This window comes from Acinetobacter legionensis, assembly GCF_057165765.1.
This window is the reverse complement of the sequence record NZ_CM169896.1, coordinates 96,613-122,094: the sequence shown is the minus strand read 5'-3', so window position 1 is coordinate 122,094 and position 25,482 is coordinate 96,613. Positions and strand designations below refer to the sequence as shown.

The 25,482-nt window shown below is 39.3% G+C and carries 21 protein-coding genes; 10 read left to right on the top strand and 11 right to left on the bottom strand.

Annotated features, from left to right (window positions below):
* Positions 1-402 precede the first annotated feature (402 nt).
* From creB to AC2G3J_RS00550, 5 genes are all read left to right on the top strand, one after another.
* A complete protein-coding gene (creB, locus tag AC2G3J_RS00570) occupies positions 403-1,122 on the top strand; it encodes a two-component system response regulator CreB (protein ID WP_419328320.1) in 720 nt (239 codons plus the stop codon).
* Positions 1,123-1,125: 3 nt separating this feature from the next.
* Entirely contained in the window at positions 1,126-2,589 is a 1,464-nt protein-coding gene (creC, locus tag AC2G3J_RS00565; RefSeq protein WP_483770528.1) for a two-component system sensor histidine kinase CreC, read from the top strand.
* Between the two features lie 112 nt (positions 2,590-2,701).
* Positions 2,702-4,114: a cell envelope integrity protein CreD gene (creD, locus tag AC2G3J_RS00560; RefSeq protein WP_483770527.1), complete on the top strand. Its 1,413-nt coding sequence runs from the start codon at positions 2,702-2,704 to the stop codon at positions 4,112-4,114.
* Positions 4,115-4,183: 69 nt separating this feature from the next.
* On the top strand, positions 4,184-4,408 hold the full coding sequence (locus tag AC2G3J_RS00555) for a hypothetical protein (RefSeq protein WP_336953776.1): 225 nt from the start codon (positions 4,184-4,186) through the stop codon (positions 4,406-4,408).
* Between the two features lie 59 nt (positions 4,409-4,467).
* Positions 4,468-4,824, top strand: a complete 357-nt coding sequence (locus tag AC2G3J_RS00550; RefSeq protein ID WP_336953777.1) for a RidA family protein — start codon at positions 4,468-4,470, stop codon at positions 4,822-4,824.
* A gap of 61 nt (positions 4,825-4,885) precedes the next feature.
* On the opposite strand, the gene AC2G3J_RS00545 is transcribed toward AC2G3J_RS00550, so the two are convergent.
* The 4 genes from AC2G3J_RS00545 to AC2G3J_RS00530 all read right to left on the bottom strand — a co-directional run bounded on the left by AC2G3J_RS00545 (position 4,886) and on the right by AC2G3J_RS00530 (position 10,624).
* Entirely contained in the window at positions 4,886-5,410 is a 525-nt protein-coding gene (locus AC2G3J_RS00545) for a DUF2726 domain-containing protein (RefSeq protein ID WP_336953778.1), read from the bottom strand.
* Between the two features lie 430 nt (positions 5,411-5,840).
* Entirely contained in the window at positions 5,841-8,246 is a 2,406-nt protein-coding gene (locus AC2G3J_RS00540) for a YgiQ family radical SAM protein (protein WP_336953779.1), read from the bottom strand.
* Positions 8,247-8,515: 269 nt separating this feature from the next.
* On the bottom strand, positions 8,516-9,736 hold the full coding sequence (locus tag AC2G3J_RS00535; RefSeq protein WP_336953780.1) for an MFS transporter: 1,221 nt from the start codon (positions 9,734-9,736) through the stop codon (positions 8,516-8,518).
* 234 nt (positions 9,737-9,970) lie between these two features.
* Positions 9,971-10,624, bottom strand: coding sequence for a response regulator (locus AC2G3J_RS00530; RefSeq protein WP_004823671.1), 654 nt, complete (start codon positions 10,622-10,624; stop codon positions 9,971-9,973).
* A gap of 378 nt (positions 10,625-11,002) precedes the next feature.
* Here AC2G3J_RS00530 and msuE point away from each other — a divergent pair, with 378 nt between their 5' ends.
* From msuE to ampC, 3 genes are all read left to right on the top strand, one after another.
* Positions 11,003-11,740, top strand: a complete 738-nt coding sequence (gene msuE / locus AC2G3J_RS00525; protein ID WP_004723461.1) for an FMN reductase — start codon at positions 11,003-11,005, stop codon at positions 11,738-11,740.
* Between the two features lie 46 nt (positions 11,741-11,786).
* On the top strand, positions 11,787-12,905 hold the full coding sequence (gene sfnG, locus AC2G3J_RS00520; protein WP_004723462.1) for a dimethylsulfone monooxygenase SfnG: 1,119 nt from the start codon (positions 11,787-11,789) through the stop codon (positions 12,903-12,905).
* A gap of 355 nt (positions 12,906-13,260) precedes the next feature.
* Positions 13,261-14,385 (top strand): class C beta-lactamase, encoded by a 1,125-nt coding sequence (gene ampC / locus AC2G3J_RS00515; protein ID WP_483771053.1) that lies wholly within the window; start codon positions 13,261-13,263, stop codon positions 14,383-14,385.
* 209 nt (positions 14,386-14,594) lie between these two features.
* On the opposite strand, the gene AC2G3J_RS00510 is transcribed toward ampC, so the two are convergent.
* Together AC2G3J_RS00510 and acs are read right to left on the bottom strand one after the other, a co-directional pair.
* Positions 14,595-15,779: an acyl-CoA dehydrogenase family protein gene (locus tag AC2G3J_RS00510; protein WP_336953782.1), complete on the bottom strand. Its 1,185-nt coding sequence runs from the start codon at positions 15,777-15,779 to the stop codon at positions 14,595-14,597.
* Positions 15,780-15,947: 168 nt separating this feature from the next.
* The gene (gene acs / locus AC2G3J_RS00505; RefSeq protein ID WP_336953783.1) at positions 15,948-17,891 is read right to left on the bottom strand and encodes an acetate--CoA ligase; all 1,944 of its coding nucleotides are present in this window, start codon (positions 17,889-17,891) and stop codon (positions 15,948-15,950) included.
* Positions 17,892-18,184: 293 nt separating this feature from the next.
* On the opposite strand from acs, the gene AC2G3J_RS00500 reads away from it, so the two are divergent.
* Together AC2G3J_RS00500 and AC2G3J_RS00495 are read left to right on the top strand one after the other, a co-directional pair.
* Positions 18,185-18,766 carry a DUF805 domain-containing protein gene (locus AC2G3J_RS00500; protein WP_336953784.1) on the top strand — a complete coding sequence of 194 codons (582 nt, stop codon included), beginning with the start codon at positions 18,185-18,187 and terminating at the stop codon, positions 18,764-18,766.
* 472 nt (positions 18,767-19,238) lie between these two features.
* Positions 19,239-20,222 carry a mechanosensitive ion channel family protein gene (locus AC2G3J_RS00495; RefSeq protein ID WP_373868811.1) on the top strand — a complete coding sequence of 328 codons (984 nt, stop codon included), beginning with the start codon at positions 19,239-19,241 and terminating at the stop codon, positions 20,220-20,222.
* Here AC2G3J_RS00495 and AC2G3J_RS00490 read toward each other — a convergent pair.
* From AC2G3J_RS00490 to prfB, 5 genes are all read right to left on the bottom strand, one after another.
* Positions 20,205-20,918, bottom strand: a complete 714-nt coding sequence (locus AC2G3J_RS00490) for a 16S rRNA (uracil(1498)-N(3))-methyltransferase (RefSeq protein ID WP_483770526.1) — start codon at positions 20,916-20,918, stop codon at positions 20,205-20,207. The genes AC2G3J_RS00495 and AC2G3J_RS00490 overlap by 18 nt on opposite strands.
* 58 nt (positions 20,919-20,976) lie before the next feature.
* Positions 20,977-22,257 (bottom strand): 3-deoxy-D-manno-octulosonic acid transferase, encoded by a 1,281-nt coding sequence (locus tag AC2G3J_RS00485; protein WP_483770525.1) that lies wholly within the window; start codon positions 22,255-22,257, stop codon positions 20,977-20,979.
* Between the two features lie 337 nt (positions 22,258-22,594).
* Positions 22,595-23,653, bottom strand: a complete 1,059-nt coding sequence (locus AC2G3J_RS00480) for an alkene reductase (RefSeq protein ID WP_419328328.1) — start codon at positions 23,651-23,653, stop codon at positions 22,595-22,597.
* A 38-nt stretch (positions 23,654-23,691) separates the two neighbouring features.
* Positions 23,692-23,991: an ArsR/SmtB family transcription factor gene (locus tag AC2G3J_RS00475; RefSeq protein ID WP_034614967.1), complete on the bottom strand. Its 300-nt coding sequence runs from the start codon at positions 23,989-23,991 to the stop codon at positions 23,692-23,694.
* 140 nt (positions 23,992-24,131) lie between these two features.
* Positions 24,132-25,227 (bottom strand): peptide chain release factor 2 gene (gene prfB / locus AC2G3J_RS00470; RefSeq protein WP_096735380.1). Its coding sequence is split into 2 segments (ribosomal slippage): positions 24,132-25,154 and positions 25,156-25,227, totalling 1,095 coding nucleotides; the frame shifts between segments, so codons are not numbered across the junction.
* Positions 25,228-25,482 lie beyond the last annotated feature (255 nt).

Sequence of the window (25,482 nt, the reverse complement as noted above, 5' to 3'; positions counted from 1 at the left end):
ATGCTTCGGTATCCTTTTTTATTCTTCAAAGTCTTTTTCACCTTGCCTATATATCAGAATAAATTGAGTGTTTTTTACCCAAAAGAAACATGTTTTGATGAAATACTTACCCAAATTGATCAAAATTAGAGTAATCTATTTTCCGCAATACATTACCCATGTTGTTGCCGAGATATCAAAAGTCACCAATACTTTTGATTTGCTGTCCTGTGATTGGCGTGACGATCAAATCCGAAGATTACAGGGCGCTCAGAAATTCACATGGGTAAAAAAGCCCACATCCATAGGCATTCAGCTAATTTCAAACAATAAAACAGTTCATCTAAACTTCACTGAAAATTCATTCGCCTAATTATTTCAATTTGAGTACACTCCTATTGAGATTATGAGCTTTTAAATGCAATGAATAATAAAAAACAGATTTTATGTGTAGAAGATGATGCTGCTATTCTTATGCCGTTACGTTACGCACTTGAACGAGAAGACTGGCAAGTCACTTGGGCCAACTCAAGCCTGCAAGCTATTGATTTTATTAAAAACAAACCATTTGATTTTATTATTTTAGATGTTGGATTACCTGATTTAAATGGTTTTGATCTCTGCAAAAAAATTCGTCTCTTTAATCATACACCACTACTATTTTTAACCGCACGAGATGACGAAATAGATCGTATTGTGGGTTTAGAAATTGGTGCAGATGATTACTGTAGCAAGCCATTTAGTTCACGTGAAATTGTGTCTCGAATTAAAGCCATTTGGCGCAGAATGGAAATGCAAAATCAGTTACAGCAAAGCTCACAGCCAAACACACACATTTCTACAACCCCGTCTAAAGTTTGGCAATGTAATGATGAAGCTTTGCAAATCCATTATTTAGGCACACTACTGCACTTGACCCGCTATGAATATCGCTTACTTAAATTATTGATTCAACGCCCTGAACAGGTGTTTAGCCGTCAACAATTGATGGATCATGTATGGGAACACCCTGAGCATAGTTTAGAAAGAACAGTCGATACACATATCAAAAGTATTCGCAATAAACTCAAGCAGATCTCTCCCGAGCAAGATCCAATCGAAACCCATCGAGGCTTTGGCTATAGTTTAAAAAGGCAAGGATAAACCATGTCCATTTTTATTCGTATTTGGTTCTTCTTTGGATTGATCATCTTGCTGGGTTTATGGTTTATGTCATATACCTTCAATCAACAAGTAAAACCCAATGTTCGACAGGTCGTAGAAGATACCCTTGCGGAAAATGCCAATATTATCGCGATGTTAGTAGCTGAAGATGTCTATGAAAATAAAGTCAGTACTGTTCAGTTTGATGAAAAAATTCAAAATGCGCTGAATCGAAAACTCAATGCCACCATCTGGAAACATAATAAAAATGAGATCAATCAGCAAATCTATATTACTGACAACAACGGTATCGTCATTTATGACTCACAAGGTATCGCCACAGGACAAGACTACTCACGATGGAATGATGTTTACCTGACCTTAAAGGGAAAATACGGCGTTCGCTCTACACGCAGTTATGAAAAGGACAGCAATAGCAGCACCATGTTTATTGCAGCGCCAATCTATTATCAAGTTGGTCAACAACAGCAATTGATTGGCGTTGTCAGCATTGGAAAACCCAATATTTCAGTACAACCTTATATTCAGCGTGCTGAAAATCAGCTGATCCAACAAGCCGCTTGGATTACATTACTCAGTCTGTTTCTTGCCAGTTTGGTGGCCTATTGGCTAAAACACAGTATTGACCGTGTCCGTAAATACGCACAAGCACTTGCACCTGTCAATCAAACCCCTTATTTTCGTTCGGCAAAAGAACTCAATCAAGTTGCTCAAGCAGTTGAAAATATGAGAGAAAAACTTGAAGATCGTGCTTATGTAGAACACTATATCAATACACTGACCCATGAACTCAAAAGCCCGCTTACCGCCATTCAAGCCAGTGCAGAACTACTCCAAGAAGATTTACCACTAAATGATCAACAACAATTTGCCACACATATTCATGAACAAAGCCAGCGCTTACGTAGCCTGATTGACCGGATGCTCTTATTGACCCGTCTGGAAAAATCTAAACATCAAATTGAAATGCAAGATTTCAATTTATCTGAACTGATTCAACAGACTTTAGACCAGCATGCCAGTCAAATTCAGGCCAAAAAAATTCAGTGTTTACTGGATATTGAAGCCAATTGTATGCTTCGGGCAGATCGATTTTGGATTCAACAAACCCTTACCAATATTTTAGATAATGCCCTAGATTTTTCCGCAGATTCAGCAAAAATCCTGATTCGGCTTCATCATCAAACACACCAGCAGGTAGAATTACAGGTTTTTAATGAGGGCGAATGGATTCCAGATTATGCACTCACGCAAGTGTTTGATACTTATTTTTCCTTGCCTCGCCCGATTAGCCAGCAACGCAGTTCTGGTATTGGACTGAGTATTGTTAAACAAGTTATTGAACAACACCATGGACAGATTCACATTGGTAATATTCAAGGAAATGAAATCACCATCTTACAACCCCACCAAAAGGGTGTATTGGTAAAAATTCAATTGCCTTAGCACAGCCAAACTTCACTTAAAATTCATATAAAAAACCTATACGCCTCAAACAAAGCACATTGCTGTTTCGCACACTAACACTGACAAAAAACAACGGCGAAGGAAAACAGTGATGCGCTCTAACTTTCTGACATTCAAAATTATTGCAATCGCAATTTTAGTTGCCTTATTTTGGATAGGCTTACTCTTTATTACCAGTCTGGTCTCAGAACGACAAGATTACCAACGGGCATTTCTGAAAGAAATTGCACAAAATAATATTAGTCCTCAAACCGTGATTTCACCGTATATCCGCGTGCCCTACAATGAGCAAAAAAACTGCCTCGATGAAAAGAAAGTGGCCTATTTGTGTACTGAGGAACAGTGGATGTATATCAGTGCTGACAGCACGCAATGGTCATCCAACTTTAATGTTTCTGACAACACTTATAAACGCACCATCTATCGAGCAATTAGCTACACAGCCAATCTCATGGCCAAAGGTGTATTCCAAAAACCAACACTTGAAAAGAAAGATTACCAATGGGAACGAGCTGAAATTATCTTCCCTGTACATGATCCTCGCGGCTTAGATACACAACCGAGCTTAAACATGCTCAATAAAACCTATGTCTTTGAAATGAGTGCGCAAGGGAGCAACAGTTCTGGTTTTGACTTTATGTATGTTTCTGCAAAAACATATCCTGAATTAATCAATGCCATACAAAATGGTTTTACTTTTGATTTGACAGCCAATATTACTGGTCTGGGGAAATTCACGCTAATTCCAACCAGTCGTAGTGTCACTTATCAGGCCAAAGGCAATTGGGCTGATACCAAATATTCAGGACAAAACTTACCCTTTGCAAAAACCAGCACACAACAACAATTCACCGCACAATGGAAAAATATTGCTCTAGGTCATCAAAACATCAGCAAATTGATTGATTGCGACAACAATGATTGTATTCGCCAGTTTAGTAATGGTTATTTTTCACAAGAACCAGGTTATATGGGTGAACCTAGTCAAAGTATTGGTTTATCAACAGAATTCTTAGAGTCAGTCAATGTATATACACAAACGGATCGTGCGATTAAATACGGTATTGTGATTATTATCATCACCTTTGCTTGTTTCTTTCTCTTCGAAGTACTCAAAAGCTTACGGATTCACCCCATTCAATATTCTTTGGTGGCGATGGCTCAAGTGGTGTTCTTTGTCCTACTCCTTTCGATCAGTGAATACTATGCCTTTGCATGGGCTTATTGCGTTGCTGGAATTGCCTGTGTCGGGCTCATGAGCTGGTACTTATACTATGTGATGAAAGGTTTTAAAGCCGCTGGCCTATTCAGCCTCATCCTAAGTTCACTTTATGCCGTGATGTACATGCTGTTGCAATCTTCAGGCAAAACCTTTCTGATCGGCTCTATCATTTCATTTGTTTTACTTGCTGTAGTGATGTTTATTACACGGCATATCGACTGGTATCAAATCAGCAATAAACCTGAGCAAAAACTCAAATCCTATACGCCTCCGCAAAATTGATAACGACACAGTGAATAGCTCAAAGCTATTCACTGGCTTAAAAATATATTCTAAATAATAGGTATTGCAATGAATATTTCCATCCTTCAGGAGCAACAGCACTTTAAGCGATTGCAACAACTTTTTCCTCTGCACTGTTCAATTGCGTTTTGTTTAAATCAGTTACGTGGCGCGCAGATTCAATTTTTAAATTTAGGCAATCTCATTATTTGCCCAGAATATAACTGTTTGATTATTTTTAAGTATAAAATTCTCATTCGTATAGATACATTCACCAACCAGCAACAAAGTTGATTTGCAGATTGCAAATCATGACGTAAAATTTAAAGCATAAACAAACTTTGAGAATGATCATGACTGTACAACGTTTGCATGTAGAAAAACGCTTTTCTGAAATCGCAATTTCGGGAAATTTAGTTCACTTGGCAGGTCAATTGGCTACGGATTTAAGTTTGGATATCAAAGGGCAAACTCAACAGACCTTAGATATCATTGATCGTTTTCTTGCAGATGCGGGCACAGATAAAAAACACATTATGTCTGTGATGATTTTTTTAAAAGATATTGAAAATGATTATGTAGGAATGAATGAAATCTGGGATGCATGGTGTTCAGATATGCAGGCTCTGCCGAGAACCTGTGTTGAAGCAAAACTTTATCGACCTGATGTTTTAGTTGAAATGACGGTGGTTGCGGTAAAACCAGAATAAGCTCAATACTCAAATTTTTTGAATAAACTAAAAAATGCATGTTTAAACATGCATTTTTTGCTTAGCTATATGCGCGATTTGAGTACAGATCAAACTTCCCCAGTACATGTTCTTCCAGCATTTGCGAATGGCTCATTTCAGAAAATTCTGTTAAAAAATCTTCTCGCAAATCTTGGTACTCTGGAATTCCCATATAACGAATCACGCGATAACCTGCGGATCTTAATAAAGCATCTTCATAAGTATTTTGATTCGAGCGCTTAATCGCATTGATATCATCTAAAGCCATCACCGCTAAAACTTTATAATCTTTGTCCAGCACAACAAAATTTGCAAACATTTGCTGATACTTACGGCGTGTATGTAAATATTTTGTCGTTAATAAGGCATCAAAAGAAACATGAGCCAAGATATTGGCTTCAGGTAAAATTTCTTTTAACCGCGTAAACGTAATTTGTTCATGTGAGTTAAATACTGCTCTTCTTCGTAAAGCACTATCTGCTTGTTGCTTATTTTTCAATCCTTTATAACTAGCACCAATCACGACAGCAAGTAATATCAAACTCGCAACGATTATCATATCCATTTTTCATTTCCTAATTCTTTATTATAATTTGGTCTAAGACCAGTTCATGTGTACCAAAGATACTATTTTTAATCAGTTCAATTTTGTAATATACAAGACGGATTTAAATATTTACTTTTTCAAAATAATCAAATAAATCACATTTTTGACTTATTTCTTGAACTATTATTTGTATTATTCATTGAGTATTTCAACCAAATGAATTGATTTAACCACATTTATACCGTGTATTTTTTACGAATACAACTGAATTTAATGAACTTTGAATACTATTGTAGGACAATCACATTTGAAAATTGTGTGTTTTTAGTACACTAAAGTTTTCAACAGTTTACAGAGAGTTATCCACAGTAGCGTATTTTTATTATTCAATTGCTGATTTAAGAAAGGATGCTTAGGCATCCTCTCTTATTACTATTTCAAACAGCACCTAAGCTCTACTTTTTGACGTAGACTTTGCTTTGCCATTTCCACCAAATGGTTTTTTATCACCCGTTTCACGCGGCGGCAAACCTGTATGTTGCGTCAATATTTGACCACGTTCAGGACGCTTTTTGGTATTGGAAGGACGCGATTGCGTTTTCGCCTGCGAATTACGACTATCCCCAGTACGCTTTTGCGAATCACCATCAACAGTCGAGTTTTTCTTACGCGCAGATTGATATTGCCCTTCTGTTCCTTGCGGTTGATAAGTTGGAATCAGATGATGTTTAGAATTACCAATCAAATCTACCCGGCCCATTTCACGTAATGCATCACGTAGTAACGGCCAGTTGTTTGGATCATGGTAACGTAAGAAGGCTTTGTGTAAACGGCGACGCTTTTCACCTTTTACAATATCCACACTTTCGGTATAACGAGCCACTTTGGCCAACGGATTTTTCCCGGTGTGATACATCGTGGTCGCAGTCGCCATTGGTGACGGATAAAAGGTTTGCACCTGATCGGCACGGAAACCATTTTTCTTAAGCCAAATCGCAAGATTCATCATGTCATAATCCGTTGTTCCCGGATGCGCAGCGATAAAGTACGGGATTAAATACTGTTCTTTACCCGCTTCCTTACTAAAACGATCAAACATCTGTTTAAAGCGATCATAGGTCCCGATTCCTGGTTTCATCATCTTCGACAATGGACCTTTCTCGGTATGTTCTGGTGCAATTTTTAAATAACCGCCAACATGATGTTGAACCAGTTCTTTGACATACTCAGGGTTCAATACCGCAAGGTCATAACGTAAGCCTGAACCAATCAAAATCTTTTTGATGCCTTTTAATGAACGTGCTTTGCGATAAAGTTGAGTAAGTGGCGCATGGTCAGTATGTAAATTTTGACATACACCTGGGTACACACAAGAAGGTTTACGGCAGTTCTTTTCAATCTCAGGATCTTTACACTGCAAACGGTACATGTTTGCAGTTGGACCACCTAAATCTGAAATGATGCCTGTAAAACCTGGGGCTGTATCACGAATTTTTTCAACTTCACGTAAAATTGATTCTTCTGAACGGTTTTGAATAATACGACCTTCATGTTCGGTAATCGAACAGAATGTACAACCACCAAAACAACCACGCATGATGTTTACAGAGAATTTGATCATATCAAATGCAGGGAAACGCGCTTCACCATAAGCTGGATGTGGTAGACGCGCATAAGGCAAGTCAAACACATAATCCATTTCTTCAGTAGTCAATGGAATCGGTGGTGCATTTAACCATACATCACGTTCACCATGCTTTTGTACCAATGCACGAGCGTTCCCAGGATTGGTTTCAAGATGCAAAATGCGGTTAGTATGTGCATAAAGTACTGGATCAGTTGCTACTTCTTCAAAGGCAGGCAAACGAATCACTGCCAATTCACGAGGTGGTAATTTATGTTTAATCGCTTTAGAAGCCGGCAGTAAACGTACAATCTGGGTATTCTCATCCAGTTGATCGCCTTCACGAACGACTGGATTCGCTACCAATTCTTTTTGGAAATTTTGGTATTGGGTTAAAGAATTTCCTTTACCCTGTTCTATTTCGCAACCATCTAAATCTTCAGTCATCACATAAGGATTGATGATTGGATCAACACGACCAATCGCATCGACATCATTCGATGCAATTTCAACAAACTTAGCTTTAGACACACGATTAATTTTATTGACGATGAATGCAGTACCACGAACATCGGTGATTTCATGAATTTTTTCGCCTTTGGCAAGACGATGCATGACTTCAACAACAGAACGCTCACCATTTCCATACATCAATAAATCCGCTTTTGAATCCATCAGTACTGAACGACGAACTTTGTCTGACCAGTAATCATAATGCGCAATACGGCGTAATGATGCTTCGATACCACCTAATAATACAGGTACATCAGGAAATGCTTCACGGCAACGCTGACAATATACAGTTGCAGCACGGTCAGGGCGTTTATTGGGTAAATTATCCGGTGAATAAGCATCATCAGAACGGATTTTACGGTCAGCCGTATAGCGGTTGATCATAGAATCCATGTTACCAGCGGTCACACCCCATGCAATATTCGGTTTGCCTAGCACCTTAAACGCTTCCGCAGAAGTCCAATCGGGTTGTGCAATAATCCCGACACGGAAACCCTGTGCTTCAAGCGTTCGACCAATAATTCCTGAACAGAATGATGGATGATCGATATAGGCATCACCACATACTAGGATAAAGTCACAACTATCCCAACCGAGTTGATCCATCTCCTCGCGTGACATTGGCAAAAATGGTGCTGGTTCAAAGCACGATGCCCAATATTTGTCATAATCAAACAACGCAGTAGGCGCTGTCTGAGCAGTATAAGCGGTCGACATGGTGAGTTTCTCGATTGGCAGTTGGCGATCGGGAGAGATCTAAAATGAAAGTTGATCATTTTACCATGAATTTTACTCATGTTGTTTGATTAAAAAGTAAACATTGTCTCTTGGTCTTCTATTTGGTCTGTTATTGATAGCTTTTTAAGATGTTCAAGGTATTCGTCATAAGTTAAAGAAAAATTTACCCGTCATGATGTATTGTTTACAAGCACGGAGAAATTGAAAAGAAAAGGTTATTTAAATAAACACTATTTAGCCGCAGTCTCTCATACTTTTGCCTGATCATCATTCTGTGTTTGATTTAGTTTTAAAGCCACCAATAGCCCGATACAAAGTACACAAGTAATCGTAACCGTTAGGCCAAACCATCCATATTTTTCCCAGACTAAACCACTACTGCTACCCAAGAAACTTGAACCAAGATAATAACAAAATAGATAAAGTGAAGAGCCAACTGCGCGATACTGTAAGGATTGTACTGATACCCAACTGCTTGATGTGGAATGGGCGGCAAAAAATGAGAAAGTGAAAATCAATAGGCCAATCAAAATCACCCAAAGTGATGGAATCAGCATAATCCATAACCCCAGAATCATGCTTGAGAACATCACAATCAGCACTTTACCTCGTCCAAATTGACGACTCCAACTGGCAGCGCGAGGTGAACTATAAATGCCTGATAAATAGGCTATCGAAATTAAACCAATCCACGTTTGCGACAGTTCAAAAGGTTTTTCTAACAGATGATAACTCATGTAATTAAACACGGTCACAAAGCATCCCATTAGAATAAAACCTTCTACAAACAATAATCTGAGTTTTGGGTCAGAAAGATTTTTCTTAAAGGATTCGATAAAACGTGTGAATTGAATGGGATAAGATTTAAAATGTTTAGAGGTGGGTAAGGCAATATAAAATGTAATCGCGATCAATAAATTGAGTAGACCAATAATCATCGTCGCAGTTTGCCAAGAGATATAATCCAGCAATACTCCTGCAATCAAACGCCCGCCCATTCCCCCTATTGCTGTCCCTGAAATATACAGTCCCATGGCAAAGCCAACATCTTTTTGCGCAATTTCTTCACCAATATAGGTCATTGCAACAGAAGCGACACCACTAACAGCCAAGCCAATCATCATGCGTGTTGCAAGAAATATTTCCCAATAAGGTAAAAACGAACTCAGCAATAACAAGCTTGCTGTGGAAAATAAAGAAATAGCCATGATCTGCTTACGACCATAACGATCTGAAATCAACCCTGCAAAAAGAAGCCCTAAGGCTAAGGCAATGGTGGAAAATGAAAGCGGAAAACTACTATGGGTTGGCGTAACATGAAAAAAACTTGCCAAAAATGGCATCATCGGCTGAACACAGTACAATGATGAGAATACAGCAAAGCCAGCTAAAAACAATGAAAGTAAAATTGCGATAAAAGGCCGAGTGCCATACTCAATATAAGCTGTAGATTCAGGTGCTTCAGACATAATTATTCCTCATGTCCGTTCAGTATACGCCTATTTTTAACTCTTGATAAAAGCTAAAGTTTTATTACAGACAATGCTTTGATGATTCAAGTCAGGTATAGATTTTAAATTTTTGATTTAGACTAAAATTACACTAGAAAATGCAGAAATCAGAAAATAAAAAAGAGCATATTTTTTAATACACTCTTCTGTTAATTTTTCAATATATTGAGGTTAAATTTAACCATTAAAATCTTAAACTTTTCGTTCTTCAATATTTAGTGCATTGATTGCGAGTACCGCTTGAGTACGGTTCTGTACACCTAATTTACGGAAAATTGCCGTCACATGCGCTTTAATGGTTGCTTCCGAAACATCAAGTTCATAAGCAATTTGCTTATTCAATAAACCTTCTGCAACCATCATCAATACACGGAACTGTTGTGGTGTTAACGATTGAATACGTTCAGCTAAAGCTGTTTCATCTGCGGCACGCGGGTCAAAATTCATATTCGCTGCGGGTAAGTTTGGCGGTAACCAAATATCACCATCCAGCACTTGGCGAATTGCTTCCCCAATATGGCTTGGATGTGCAGATTTAGGAATATAGCCCATTGCGCCATGTGCAATTGCACGTTGAATAATGGATGCATCTTCGTGAGCAGAAACCACAATAATAGGAAGTGCAGGATACTGTGCACGAACATGTACCAATGCAGAGAAACCCGATGCGCCTGGCAGATTTAAATCCAACAAGACGAGATCTGGTTCTGGACCATTTTCCAAACGCTCATAAAATTCATTAACAGCCGCAGTTTCACTAATTTGAGCCTGTGGCAAACTATAACGAACCGCCTGAATTAACGCATGGCGAAACAGTGGATGATCATCAACGATTAAAATATTCATAAGCGAAGCGAGAGATCTCTAGCGCAGTTATTTCATTCTAACCGCACTATTGCTATTTAGGATACGTAAATATTAACGAATTTTTGAATAATTTGTCGGCTTTAATTAAAATTCCCTAAAATCTTTAAGTCATTTATCGAAATTAAGATTTGAATATCACTTTTAAATATAAAATAAACAGTTAAAAATGAATTACTTATTCATTTTAAGAATATTATTTAACTTCAAATACTTAAAAGAGGAAATCGTGCATTACTCAAAGGCTTTCTGGTTTATCTTAAAAACAGATAACCAATCTGTTTTTCATTATTTTACAGCGCTTCGTCAAATATAGATTAATGAATGGCATTCCGAGATTCAATTTATTAGGTTGCCAACATGTCTATTTATACTCAACAAAAACCATTAAATATTGTTGCTGTTTCAGGGGGATTAAATAACCCTTCAAAAACCGAAAGTTTAGTGCAAGCGATTTTAGATGAGCTTGGTCAGGCAACACCGATTCATGTTCATTTTATTAAATTCAGTGAAATAGGCCATTTATTAGGGGGCGCAATTTATCGCAACCAACTGCCACAACGTGTTCAAGATGACTTAGCTGCCGTAGAAGCAGCAGATGCGCTCATCGTGGGAACTCCTGTTTATCGTGCATCATTCACTGGTTTATTTAAACATTTCTTTGATTTTGTTGAACAAACAGCGTTAGTCGATGTTCCTGTATTGCTTGCTGCATCGGGTGGTAGTGACCGTCATGCTTTAGTTCTAGAGCATCAGTTACGTCCATTATTTAGCTTCTTTCAAGCGCAAACTCTGCCTATTGGTGTCTATGCAACAGATCGTGACTTTACACCTGAGTACACCATTAAAAGTGAACACATCCAAGACCGTATTACTTTAGCTGTCGCACGTGCATTGCCAATTTTAGAATGGGCGCCTGCAAAAGGTCAGCGAGCAGAAGTGGTGAAAGCCAAAACAGAACAAGCCAATCAAAATTTAGGCATTAACAAACAGATTGAGCAAGATGATGTGCTTCCTTCCGCGGCGATACCAGACTTGGATGCTGCAGAGTCTCGTCTACATGCAAAATCCAAAACACCACAATCACAGGTTGCTTAAACGTAACCTTATTATGAATAAATCATAAAAAATTGAGGGTTATGATATGTCACAGTTTTCATCGAATAATGGTCAAGCAATTCGATTTGCCTATTGGGTTCCCAATGTCAGTGGCGGCTTAGTGGTCAGTAATATTGAACAACGTACAGACTGGAGCTATGACTACAATGTACGTTTGGCACAAGCTGCCGAAAAAAGTGGTTTTGAATATGCCCTCACCCAAATTCGTTTTACCGCAGGGTATGGCGCTGAAAATCAACATGAATCTGTGAGTTTTAGTCATGCACTTTTAGCCAAAACTGAAAAATTAAAAGTAATTGCAGCAATTCTTCCAGGACCTTGGAAACCGGTTTTAGCCGCAAAACAGTTGGCGACCATTGATTATCTGACCAATGGACGTATTGCGATTAATGTAGTAAGTGGCTGGTTCCGTGGCGAGTTTGATGCCATTGGTGAGCCATGGCCTGAACATGATGAACGCTATGTTCGTTCAGAAGAATTTATTCGTACGTTAAAAGGTATTTGGACAACAGATAACTATAGTTTTGATGGTAAATATTATCAGTTTAAAGACTACACTTTAAAACCAAAACCTTTGCAGAAACCCCATATTGAAGTATTCCAAGGTGGAAGTTCACGTGCTGCACGTGACATGGCTTCGCGTGTTTCGGATTGGTACTTTACCAATGGCAATACACCTGAGGAACTCAAAAAACAAATCGATGATATTCGTGAAAAAGCCAAGCTAAATAATCACTCAGTCAAAATTGGGGTCAATGCGTTTATCATTGCTCGTGACACTGAAGAAGAAGCTAAAGCAGTGCTACAAGAGATTATTGACCAAGCCAATGTTGAAGCGGTCAATGCCTTTGGCGATGCAACCCGTGAAGCGGGCGCGGCATCTAAAGAAGGTGAAGGTAACTGGGCAAAATCAACATTTGAAGACTTGGTGCAATATAACGATGGCTTTAAAACTAATCTGATTGGCACACCGCAACAGATTGCAGAACGTATTGTTGCACTCAAAAATGTAGGTGTAGATTTAGTGTTATCTGGCTTTTTACATTTCATTGAGGAAGTTGAATATTTCGGTGAAAAGGTCTTGCCTTTGGTTCGTCAAATTGAAGAAGCACAAAAAGATCAAATTACTGCAAAATCAGCTTAAGGTTTATCTCTTCATCGATGGTGCTGTGAAAACAACAATAAATAACTAAAACAGCTTTGCAGCTTTCCCTCTTGACTCGGCTTGAGGGATTTTTTTTTAGAATAAATAAAAAGTATTTATAAAAAATAGAATCGTATAAATCAGTACAATTATCCTTATATAAATTAGCAAACTTTTGCTTTTTGTTTTATTGAATCATCGAGTGTATTTGTTCTATACATATACTCAACAACCGCAATCTTGGAAAAAATTTCTTTCAACCTTAAAATACGCCCTTTTTGTAGCATAGATGGAAAAAGTGGGTATGGTAGTTTTAAATAAAACAAAAACGATATTTTGCGTCCTCATCGGCAGCATGAGCTTGACGACCTATGTAAACGCCAACGAGATACCTGCAACGTCTATAAAGGTTGAAACTGCGATGAATACTGCATTTCAGCCATTAATGAAAACTTATGCAGTGCCCGGTATGGCAATAGGTATTTTGTATAACGGAAAAAGTTATGAAAAATACTACGGCGTACAATCACTTGCGAATGCGAAAGCCGTAAATAAAAATACTCTTTTTGAACTAGGTTCAGTCAGTAAGATTTTTACTGCAACAGCAGGTACTTATGCACAAAATTTAGGCAAAATTTCTCTTCAAGACCATCCTGGTAAATATATACCCGCATTAAAAAACTCAGACATTAATCAAGTCACACTCTTAGAATTGGCCACCTATACCAGTGGTAATCTTCCATTGCAATTTCCTGATCAAATAAAAACAGATGCGCAAACACTTAAATATTTTCAAGATTGGAAAGTCAAAAACCCGATTGGTCAATTTCGACAATATTCTAATCCAAGCATAGGGTTATTCGGTGAAGCGACCGCTAAAGCCATGAACATGCCTTTTAGCGCTTTATTAGAACAAATGATCTTCCCCAAACTAGAACTCCAACATACTTATGTCCAAGTTCCTAAAGCACAACAAGGCAACTATGCCTTTGGTTATGATCAAAATAATCAACCGCTTCGGGTAACTGCTGGCGCTTTTGATGCGCAGGCCTATGGTGTAAAATCTAGCCTACCGGACATGCTACATTTTTTAAATTTAAACTTAAATCCAGATCAAGCCAAAGCAGCGATTAAACCCGCAATTCTAGCGACACATACCGGTTACTTTAAAATGGGTGGTATGACCCAAGCCCTTGGCTGGGAATCGTTCAGCTACCCAGCAACATTAAACACACTATTAGAAAGCAACTCTGATCGGGTTGTGATGCAATCCAACCCTGTTGAAAAAACCCTCGTGAAGACTGGTTCAAGAGTCTTTCATAAAACTGGCTCCACCAATGGTTTTGGGACATATGTGATTTATATTCCACAAGAGAACTTTGGCTTGGTGATGTTGATGAATAAAAAAATTCCCAATGCTGAGCGAATTAAGGCAGCGTATGAAGTGCTCAATAGCTTAAAGCAAAAATCCAATCCTTGATGCTGAAATATGTCAGATCTGGCTAGGCTTTTGCTTTGTACATTGTTAAATCATTCATACTGTATCTATTGCATGGCAACATAATTGTCGCTGTTGGTAGGGGTATAACCTACCCCTACCAACACAGATTTTTCAATCTAAGATAAGGCAATACCAATGCTAAAGCGCTAAGAATGAACTTCTATAAAATGTCATCGGTCGGCTAAGGTTCAAGCGTAAAAACTTGGATCGGGCACTTTTCCAGTCAATACCCATTCCCCCACTTCCTGATACTTATAATCAATCGGATCATGCAAGGTCTGAGTACGGACATTTCGCCAAAAACGATCTAAATTCAATTTGGCTGTTGTCGCTCTGGCACCCATCACTTGAAAAATATTCTGCGTTATAAACAGTGAGCTATTGGTTGCAGCAATTTTTGCAGTCGCAATGGCAATTGAGACTTCACCACGTTGTTCTGCTGTTAATTGCTCACCAATATTCCAAGCCGTTTGCAATGCTGCAATGGCTTTATCGGCAAGTAAACGTACACTTTCAAGCTGTACATAAAACTCAGCAAAATGCTTCTGGTTAAACGGATCATTCACCGCATTTTCAGCCAAAGACGTTGACCATGCTTTCTGACTTTTTATTGTTTGTCGCGCAAGGTCAAAGGCACCTTCAGCAACGCCTAAAAACAGATGCACAAAAATCAATTGTGCAATCAAAGGTCTTAAACTGGAGTAAGGTGTACTTAATGGTCCTGGATTTAACAGTAACTCATCTTTGTGAATTTTGACCTGTTCAAAATGACTGGTACCGCTGTCTGTTTGACGCTGCCCCATATTATTCCAATCACCTAAAAAACTTACCCCTTCTCGACATGTTGGGATCACAGCTATCAGTAATTTTCCAGCATCATTAAAGCCCGAACAAAGCAGTATGTCTGAATCTATTGATCCTGAGCAAAAGCTTTTATCACCATGAAAAATAAAGTCGTTCTCAGTGAGTTGTTGTACCTTCGTGCGCTGATCTAAAGGGTTTAAAGTATTACCCCAAAACAAGTTATTGCGGGCGGTGTGTTCAAACCATGACGAATATTGTTCAGGCTGAGCAAATAACTGCACAGTGGCGATTAGTAAATGATGAAAGCCATATACATGTGCTAAGGAACTATCGACTTGTGCAATACTTTGAATGGTCTGGAAAATTGTTTTCCAGTTTGCTCCTTGCCCGCCATATTGTTGTGGAATAGACAGTCCCAATAAACCACTTTGACGAATCAAATCCCGTTCCAGCTTCGGATTACCACCTGCTTTATCACGCTCAGCAGCAGTCTGCGCAAATTGTTCTGCCAATTGCTTTGCCGTTGTTAAAGCAGAAAGGTTTAACGCCTGTTGAGGTGCATTCATCATATTTACTCTTATTCCCAGTGCCTTGAGCTTATCAAATCAAGTAAGATTTCCTTATCTCAATGCCTGCATTACTTATTCTGTGATTTGAAAATCAATAACAAAAAATACCGCTAGAATTTCTCTAACGGTATTCAACTTTTGGCTAGCAAAATCAAGAGACTTCAAACATTAAGAATTGGCCTTAACCTCCGTAATTAACTGATCTACCACACCTGGATCAGCCAAAGTAGAAGTATCGCCTAAACTATCTAGCTCATTGGCAGCAATTTTTCTTAAAATGCGTCGCATGATTTTTCCAGAACGGGTTTTTGGCAAAGCAGGTGCCCAATAAATTGCATCAGGTGTTGCCACAGGTCCCAGCACTTTACGTACCCAACTGACCAATTCTTTACGTAATTCTTCAGTTTCAGCTTCACCCGCCTGCAAGGTCACATAGGCCGCTATCCCTTGCCCTTTAATCTCATGTGGCATACCAACAACTGCTGATTCAGCAACTTTTGCATGCGCAACCAATGCACTTTCAATTTCAGCAGTGCCCAACCGGTGACCTGAAACATTCAGAACATCATCTACACGACCCGTAATCCAGTAATAACCATCTTTATCACGACGCGCACCGTCACCAGTAAAATAACTTCCCGGATAAGTTGAGAAATACGCTTCAATAAATCGCTCAGGATCACCCCAAATGGTCCGCATTTGCCCCGGCCAAGAATTCTTAATAATCAAATTGCCTTCTGCTTCACCTTCGAGTTCTTGACCCTCAGCATCAACCAATGCAGGTTGTACACCAAATAACGGACGAGTTGCCGAACCTGGTTTAAGTGGAGTTGCACCAGGTAGTGGGGAAATTAAAATACCACCTGTTTCAGTTTGCCACCATGTATCCACAATTGGACAACGGCTTTCACCCACAACGGTATAGTACCAATTCCATGCTTCTGGATTAATCGGCTCACCCACGGTACCCAATAGACGCAAACTGCTACGGTCACTTTCACGCACAAAAGCATCACCCTCACGCATCATGGCGCGGATCGCTGTTGGTGCAGTATAGAGAATGGTAATGTTATGCTTATCTACAATATGACCTGTACGTGCCCATGTTGGATATTGTGGGATACCTTCGGACATGACGGTGGTTGTACCATTGGATAATGGTCCATAAAGCACATAAGAATGCCCCGTAATCCAACCCACATCTGCGGTACACCAGAACACATCATCTTGTTTAATATCAAAAACTTCACGGAAAGTTGAATTTACATAAGTTAAATAACCACCCGTAGTATGTAACACCCCTTTAGGCTTTCCTGTTGATCCAGACGTATATAAAATAAATAAAGGATCTTCGGCATCCATCGGTTCTGGCGGACAGATATCTGTGACCGTCATAATTTCCATGTGATACCACAGGTCACGCCCCTCCTGCATTGTTATTGGATGACCTGTTCGATGCACCACAATCATTTTTTCAACGGAAGTGGTTCCATCCAACGCCAATGCTGCATCTACATTCTCTTTTAAAGGAATCGTTTTACCACCACGCATACCTTGGTCGGCTGTAATCACCAATTTAGCTTGACTGTCATCTATTCGACTTGCCAATGAGTCTGGAGAGAACCCACCAAATACCACACAATGCACTGCCCCTATTCGAGTACAGGCCAACATGGCGATCGCCGCTTCAGGGATCATCGGCATATACAAAATGACTCGATCACCTTTCCCGATTCCATTTTTCTTTAAGACATTGGCAAAACGACACACTTCATCATGTAGCTCTTCAAAAGAAATGATTTTATGGCGAGATGGATGATCCCCCTCCCAAATAATTGCTGGTTTCAGTGGGTGTTCTTTTAAATGACGATCTAAACAGTTGGCACTGACATTCAGTTGCCCATCTGCAAACCATTCAATTTTAAAATTATCTTTGTCGTAGCTGGTATTTTTTACTTGGGTGAAAGGCTTAATCCAGTCTAACTTCTTTGCAGCTTCTGCCCAAAACTCATCTGGATGGTCTACTGACTGTTGATAACGATCAAAGTATTCTTGTTCATTGGTCCTTGCTGTTTTTACAAATTGTTCTGGAACTGGATAGATTTCATTCATATTCTGCTTCCTTGATGTATCACCTCATCACGAGATGTATGCCTACTTTCTTGATTTTATTTGCTGCATGTCTTCAGTATTACGATAGCGCATTTCGGTTAACAATTGTGCTTTGGTCGTAGACACGGGGGTCACTTTAACCATCGGAAAATCTTAAGTCATTTGCCAAAATATTCGAATTTTCAATATCTATGGAGTTTTTTTGATCTTATAATTTGTATTCAGAAGTGCATATGGTTTTTTTCAGAAAAAAACATTTCCTTACCGAACTCATTCAACTGGACACGATCGTCATGCAAATACAAGAATCGTCGACATTTTTTTCAAAGCATCAAGTATCACCGGTAGATTATCCTCTTTCAACTCAAGGTCGTTTTAACCGCTTAAGTTATATTGCTTGGTTTGGATTCTTGCATCTCATTTTTACTGTTGCATTGCTTGCCCTCGGTCTAGTCTTTGGCATTGTGAATTTAAATTCACTGCAATTCAGTCAACATGCAATAAATTCGATTTCAGGATTAGGACAGTTCACTTACCTCTTACTCAGCTGTCTTTATTTTTATGCAATGATAGTTGTAATTATTCGCAGGCTGCATGATCGTAATAAATCTGGTTGGTTTATTCTGTTATTGCTGATTCCAATTGTGCAATTCTTGACTCTACTGTATTTACTCTTTGCGCGTGGTTGTAATCGTGCCAACCGTTTTGGCCACCCACGCCCATCGACTTTTATTGAAAAATTAATGGCTTGGCTCATGATAATAGGCTTTATCATCAGCTTATTGACCTCTCTAAGCGTAGTGTCATTTATGATGGGGACTGGAGAAATTGAAAATCCAACAACAATCATTGAAAAAGGAACTAAATATTTTTAAGGATAATTGGGGTCTGTTGACAATTCGTCTATGTTTGCGACTACGTGTGTTTTTTAGGCGATACTAGGCGCGAAATACGAAATTTAGTCATTCTAAATGATGAGAAACGTCGTTTCGCAAGGTAACGACGTAGCGGCAAAAAACACGCTAGTCCCCCGCTGCGCCTTGCGCTGCAAACAAAGCAGTGCTTTGTTCTTGCTCAGGGTTGTGGCTAAAATTATCTCAGCCTACGTTATGAAACTCGAAAATAGTCTCGCTATTCTCTTCGTTTCATGCCTTGCCTGCTCAATTTCAACCTACAACGCAAGCCATTTATGAAATGCCTACAGACCCCATTCCTTGATGATCCACTAACATGGGTTGAATACTGATTCACAAATATTATTTTTAATAGTCCGTCATAAGAAAAACTGTAATCAAAGCTTAACTTCTTTGAAATTTCAGGCAAAATATGCCAATTATTTTATTGGACATGATTGTGGCTGAAGAAGCAAATGCATTGAGTACCGTTGCGCAAGACACGACTCAATTGATCCATTCTGCAGGCGAAAAAACTGCACAAACAGTGATTCAACATACTGAAAAATATAAAGATGCATACTCAACCATCGACAAGTTTGTCGATGGTTTTTGGGAACGTATGCCATATTTATGTATTGCGCTGATCGTCATCACTATTTTCTGGTTGTTGTCTAAGCTTTTTAAATTCTTTGTCCGTAGAACACTCGAAAACCGTACTTATACTCGCCAAAATTTAGTTCTGGTACTGAATCGTGTCGGCAGTACCGCAATTATCTTTTTTGGTTTCTTAATTGCCATGGTCATTGCAATTCCAGGCTTTACTCCTGCTCAACTGATGAGTGCTTTGGGGATTGGTTCGGTCGCGATTGGTTTTGCATTTAAAGATATTTTCCAAAATCTACTTTCTGGAATTTTGATTCTTTTGGGCGAACCGTTCAAGATTGGTGATGACATCATTGTCAACAATATGGAAGGTACTGTTGAAGATATTCAAATTCGTGCAACTTTTTTACGTTCCCCTGATGGACGACGTATTGTGATTCCAAACGCAACTGTGTATACCAGCGCCGTGACGGTAAATACCGCTTACCAACGCCGTCGTTGTGAGTTTGTGGTTGGGATTGGTTATGAAGATGATGTACAGAAAGCCAAAGATATTATTCTTAAATTGCTTGATAAAGATCAACGTATTTTAAGCCAGCCGGGCTTTACTGTGAATGTTTCTGCTTTGGCGGATTTCTCTGTCAATTTAACCGTTCGTTGGTGGGTAGATACCACGCAAGTGGTTACAGCGGCTTCGATCAGTGAAATTCAAGAACGTGTGCTAGAAGCCTTTGCGGATAATAATATTTCGATTCCTTATCCTGTTCAGGAAGTCAAAGTCTACCGCGGTGATCCATCAGCGGATGACATCGAATCAGCTCGTGCTAAATAAGCACCCCAATACATAAGGGATCGCGGTTTCAGTACGCAAAATACGGTTGCCTAAGCTCACTGCTTGGCAGCCGTTTTTTATCAGTAAATCTACCTCATAAGGTATAAAACCCCCTTCAGGTCCAATGATCACAGTACATGAATGATCGATAGCAAATGGCATTTTCTGTTCAGTATACGGATGTGCCACATAAGCAGGATTTTGTGGTGTAATGAAGCTAGGTAAGACATCTTCAACAAAGGGTTTAAAGCGTTTGTATAGCTCAATTTGGGGCGCGATGGTATCTCCCGCCTGTTCTAATCCCAAGATGATGTAATGATCAATTTGCTGTAAAAAAGGACTTTGCCAATAACTTTTGTCAACCCGATAACTATGAATTAAAATTAATTTTTCTACCCCCAGTGTCACCGCATCCATGATTAAACGGCGTAAAACTTTGGGCCGTGGTAATGCCACTATTAAAGTCACTGGTAATTTTGCTGGAACAGGCTCTTCTTGAATCGGTCGAATTAAAATCCTATGTTCCGAGGTATCAACAATTTCAGTTAAATAACGACTGGCGCCTCGAACGCCAACTTTAAGCATATCTCCGACTTTCGCAGCAAGATGTGTGTGCAAATGTTCAACTTGCCTTTTTGAACTGATTGTCCAAGTTTCAGCTTGTGTTTGATGAGGATCAAGAAGGACGATATTCATAAAATTCTGGTTCGTTTTACTTTTAGCTAATGGTGTTTATTCATCAGCAATGTATAAATTATAAATATTGATCAATCACTGCAATATGTTTGTATAAAGAACCCTGATTACGCTTTAAAACATCAATCGCATGTTGGCTTAACTGCTGGGCAAAAGCTTGATCTTCCAAACAACGCACCAATAACTGAACCACCTCATCGACTGTTTTCCCTACTTTTAAGGCATCTGCCTGTAAGAACTCATCCACAATCGCTTGAAAATTAAAATAATGTGGTCCAATTACGGTGGGTACATCTAAAACCATAGCCTCTAAAATATTATGCCCACCACCGGGTTCATTTAACGATCCACCAACAAAACAAGCTTGGCTCAATGCATACCACAGCCACATTTCGCCCATACTGTCTGCCAAATAAACTTGGGTATTCGACTCGATCGCTTGCTCTAAGCTACGACGCTGTGTGGTTAAATTTAAACTTTGTGCAGCAGCAAAAACCTCATCAAAACGTTCAGGATGGCGAGGAACAACAATCAACAACCAATCTGGATATTGTTCTAAATAGGTTTTAAATGCGAGAAATAATTTTTCTTCTTCAGGTGCATGTGTACTGGCGATGGTGATGATTTTTCGATTTGCTAAATTCCAGTCCTGCTGCAATTGTTGTGCTTTATGAATAAATTGTTCAGGTGCAGAAATATCAAATTTAATACTTCCAAGTACTTGTGTTTTATCCTGTGGCATACCTAAATCTATAAATCGTTGTTGCGTAGCAGTATCTTGCGCCAATAACTGATCTAATTTCTGTAGCATTGGACGGGTTAGGCTTGGAACTTTGGCATAGCCTTTGGCAGATTTTTCTGAAAGCCGTGCATTCACTAAAATACAAGGCACTTTAAACTGTTGAGCTTGGTCAATAAGATTTGGCCATAGTTCAGTTTCAACCAAAATCAGCAATTTGGGTTGGTATTTCTGATAAAAATCAGCAACTAAATAGCGCTGATCGGCAGGCAAATATACCGCTTGAAATAATGCTTGATAAGGTGCTTTTAAGAATAACGATTTGGCACGTGCTTGACCTGTTTTTGTCGTATTGGTGACTAAAACCCTATGACCTGCTTTTAAATAATGTTCTATTAAAGGCTGAGCAGCATTGGTTTCTCCGACTGAAACACAATGAAACCAAATGGCATGCTGATTCTTTACATCTTGAAAGGGGCCAAATCTCTCAACACATTCTTGTTGGTATTCTGCGCTATCTTTCGCACGCTTTTTGATACGCCATTGATATAAAGGCTTAACGATTTTAAGTGCTGTGTTATACCAAAAAGGAGTAGCCAAGCAGAATGTCTCAATATAGATGAATCGGCAAATATAACAGAGCCATATTCAGTTGTTAATGAATAATATTTAACGATTTGTTGTCAGCATGGTACTAGACCTTATGCTAGAGCAAATCTGATCTATCAACCAGCAATAACGCTGGAAAAACTTGGCTTTGCAGGGATGAAAAACGGTTTTTGGTTAAGAACTATGTTGTACGCCTTAACCAATGGCGATATCCATATCGCCATCCACTGGATCAGCGCTGTAGTGGTCAAATATTCAAAGACTAAGCCTTTGAATATACGATGTGGAATGTATTCCATGCATACTAACAGAGCATATAGTCTCAATATTATACTAAAGCAGGATAATCAATATAGCCTTCTGCAGTTTGTGAACCAATCATATTTTCGAACACCAATTCATTTAAAGGTGCATCTTGAATCAAACGCTCATACAAATCAGGATTGGCAATATAAGCCTTGCCGAAAGACACAGCATCTGCTTGACCTGATGCCAAGAGTTTGATGGCATCCTCACGGCTTAAACGCATATTGGCAATATATGGCACACCGTTTGAACGTTGTTTCATATATTCACTGATACTGTCATCGGCTAAATATTCACGTGTAAAGAAGAACGCAACTTTACGCTTACCCAATTGTTCCAAGACATAACCAAAGGTTTCACGTGGATCAGCATCACCCATATCATGCTCATCACCACGAGGCGCTAAATGTATGCCCACACGGCCTGCGCCCCATACTTCAATTAAAGCATCCATCACTTCAAGTAAAAGACGTGCACGGTTTTCAACAGAACCACCATATTCATCTTCACGATGATTGGTTGAGCTTTGTAAGAATTGATCAATCAGGTAGCCATTGGCTGCATGTAATTCAACGCCATCAAAACCAGCCGCTTTGGCTTTAATTGCAGCCTGTTTAAACTGTTCAGTGATGGTTTGAATTTCGGAGATTTCCAAAGGGCGTGGCACGACATATTCACGTTTTGGACGTAGTAAGCTGACTTGTCCTGCTTGTTGTATTGCACTTGCAGATACAGGCGTTTCACCATCGAGTAGATCTGGATGTGAGACACGTCCCACATGCCATAACTGCGCCACAATCAAGCCACCTTGATCATGAACTGCTTGGGTTACAGACTTCCAACCTTCAACCTGTGCATCGGTAAATAGCCCTGGTGTATTTAAATAGCCATTGGCTTGTTCAGAAATCACTGTTGCTTCAGAAATGATTAAACCCGCACTGGCACGCTGTGCATAGTGTTCAGCCATGATTGCTGTGGGTACCCGATCAGCGGTAGCACGGCTACGGGTTAAAGGCGCCATCACGACACGATTTTTTAAATGTAAATCGCCAAGTACAAGGGGAGAGTTAAGTTCAGCCATATTTGCCTCATCACTCGCTTTCTGATTGAGATCAGGCGTTAAAGCGAGTTTTGTAGATAATCAATATATTGCTGAATGAGAGCTTCATTACGCGAGAAATATGACCATTGCCCATACTTTTCGGCCTGAATTAATCCTGACTGTTGCAAAACAGACAAATGATTTGACATCGTAGATTGAGAGACATTACCGAGCTTCTCGATATTCCCTGCACAGACACCCCGACCAAAGCCACCGCACTGCTCTTCCGACAAATATTGTTGTGGCTTCTTGAGCCATTCCAAAATTTGTCGGCGAGTCGGATTCGCTAATGCTTTAGAAATTAAATCAATATCCATCTTAGACACATTCAATTCAGAGCAAAGCTCCATTCAGCATCTTTGCATCTAATATATCGTATTTTTTCGATTTTAATATCGATTTTTTTAGATATATTACAAAAATATGAATAAAGCTTTGCTTTTGTTAAAAATTTAAATTAAAGACCTTGTTTTAAGCTGGCTTCAATAAATTTATCTAGATCGCCATCCAATACTGCACCCGTGTTCGAGTTCTCAACACCAGTACGCAAATCTTTAATACGAGAGTCATCCAGTACATATGAACGAATCTGACTGCCCCAGCCGATATCCGACTTTGAATCTTCAAGTGCTTGAGCAGCTTCATTACGTTTACTCATTTCCAGTTCGTACAATTTTGCACGTAACTGTTTCCAAGCATGATCACGGTTTGCATGTTGTGAACGCTGATTCTGGCATGCCACCACAATCCCAGTTGGTGCGTGAGTCAAACGTACTGCTGAGTCAGTTTTGTTAATATGCTGACCGCCTGCACCAGATGCACGATATGTATCTGTACGTACGTCAGCAGGATTAATATCAATCTCAATATTATCGTCCACTTCAGGCGATACAAATACTGCCGAGAATGAGGTATGACGGCGATTACCTGAGTCAAATGGTGACTTACGTACTAAACGATGTACGCCAGATTCGGTACGTAACCAACCATAAGCATACTCGCCTTCAACACGGATTGTTGCAGATTTAATCCCTGCAACATCACCATCTGATTCTTCCATTAATTCTGCTTTAAAGCCATGACGTTCGATCCAACGCATATACATACGTAACAGCATTGAAGCCCAATCTTGTGCTTCTGTACCGCCGGAACCCGCTTGAATTTCCACATAACATGGATTTGGGTCCATTGGATTACTAAACATACGACGGAATTCAAGTTTTGCTAACTCTTCTTCCGCTGCAGTCAATTCCGACTGAACATCTGCCAATAAGCTTTCATCATCTGCTTCAACAGCAAGATCAAGCATCGCTTGTGCATCATCAAGCTGTGTCGCCAAGCCTTCTAAAACGTTGATCACGTTTTCAAGCTCGCCTTTTTCTTTTGCCATCGCCTGTGCACGGCTTTGATCATTCCAGATCGCTGGATCTTCTAACTCGCGGAGAACCTCTTCTAAACGCTCTTTCTTTAGATCGTAGTCAAAGATACCCCCGTAGTGTTAGACCACGGTCATTTAAGTCTTTTAGCTGAACTAGATAAGGATTAATTTCCACGAGTTTTAATCTCACATTTGACGTCTTTTAATTCGCAGGCATTCTACCACAGAGTGGAAAAAGTTGAGATATGGGATTTTATAGATCCATCTATAGCTCAATAACGCTATAACAAGAGAAGTGAAATGCATTGATTTTTTTGCAATCAGAAAAATCGTCATATCGTAGTCAAAGCTTGTGTTGATAAACTCTACAATTGATCATTTACTTAAAAGTATTTTAATTTCCGAATACTTTTTTATTACTAATTATGTC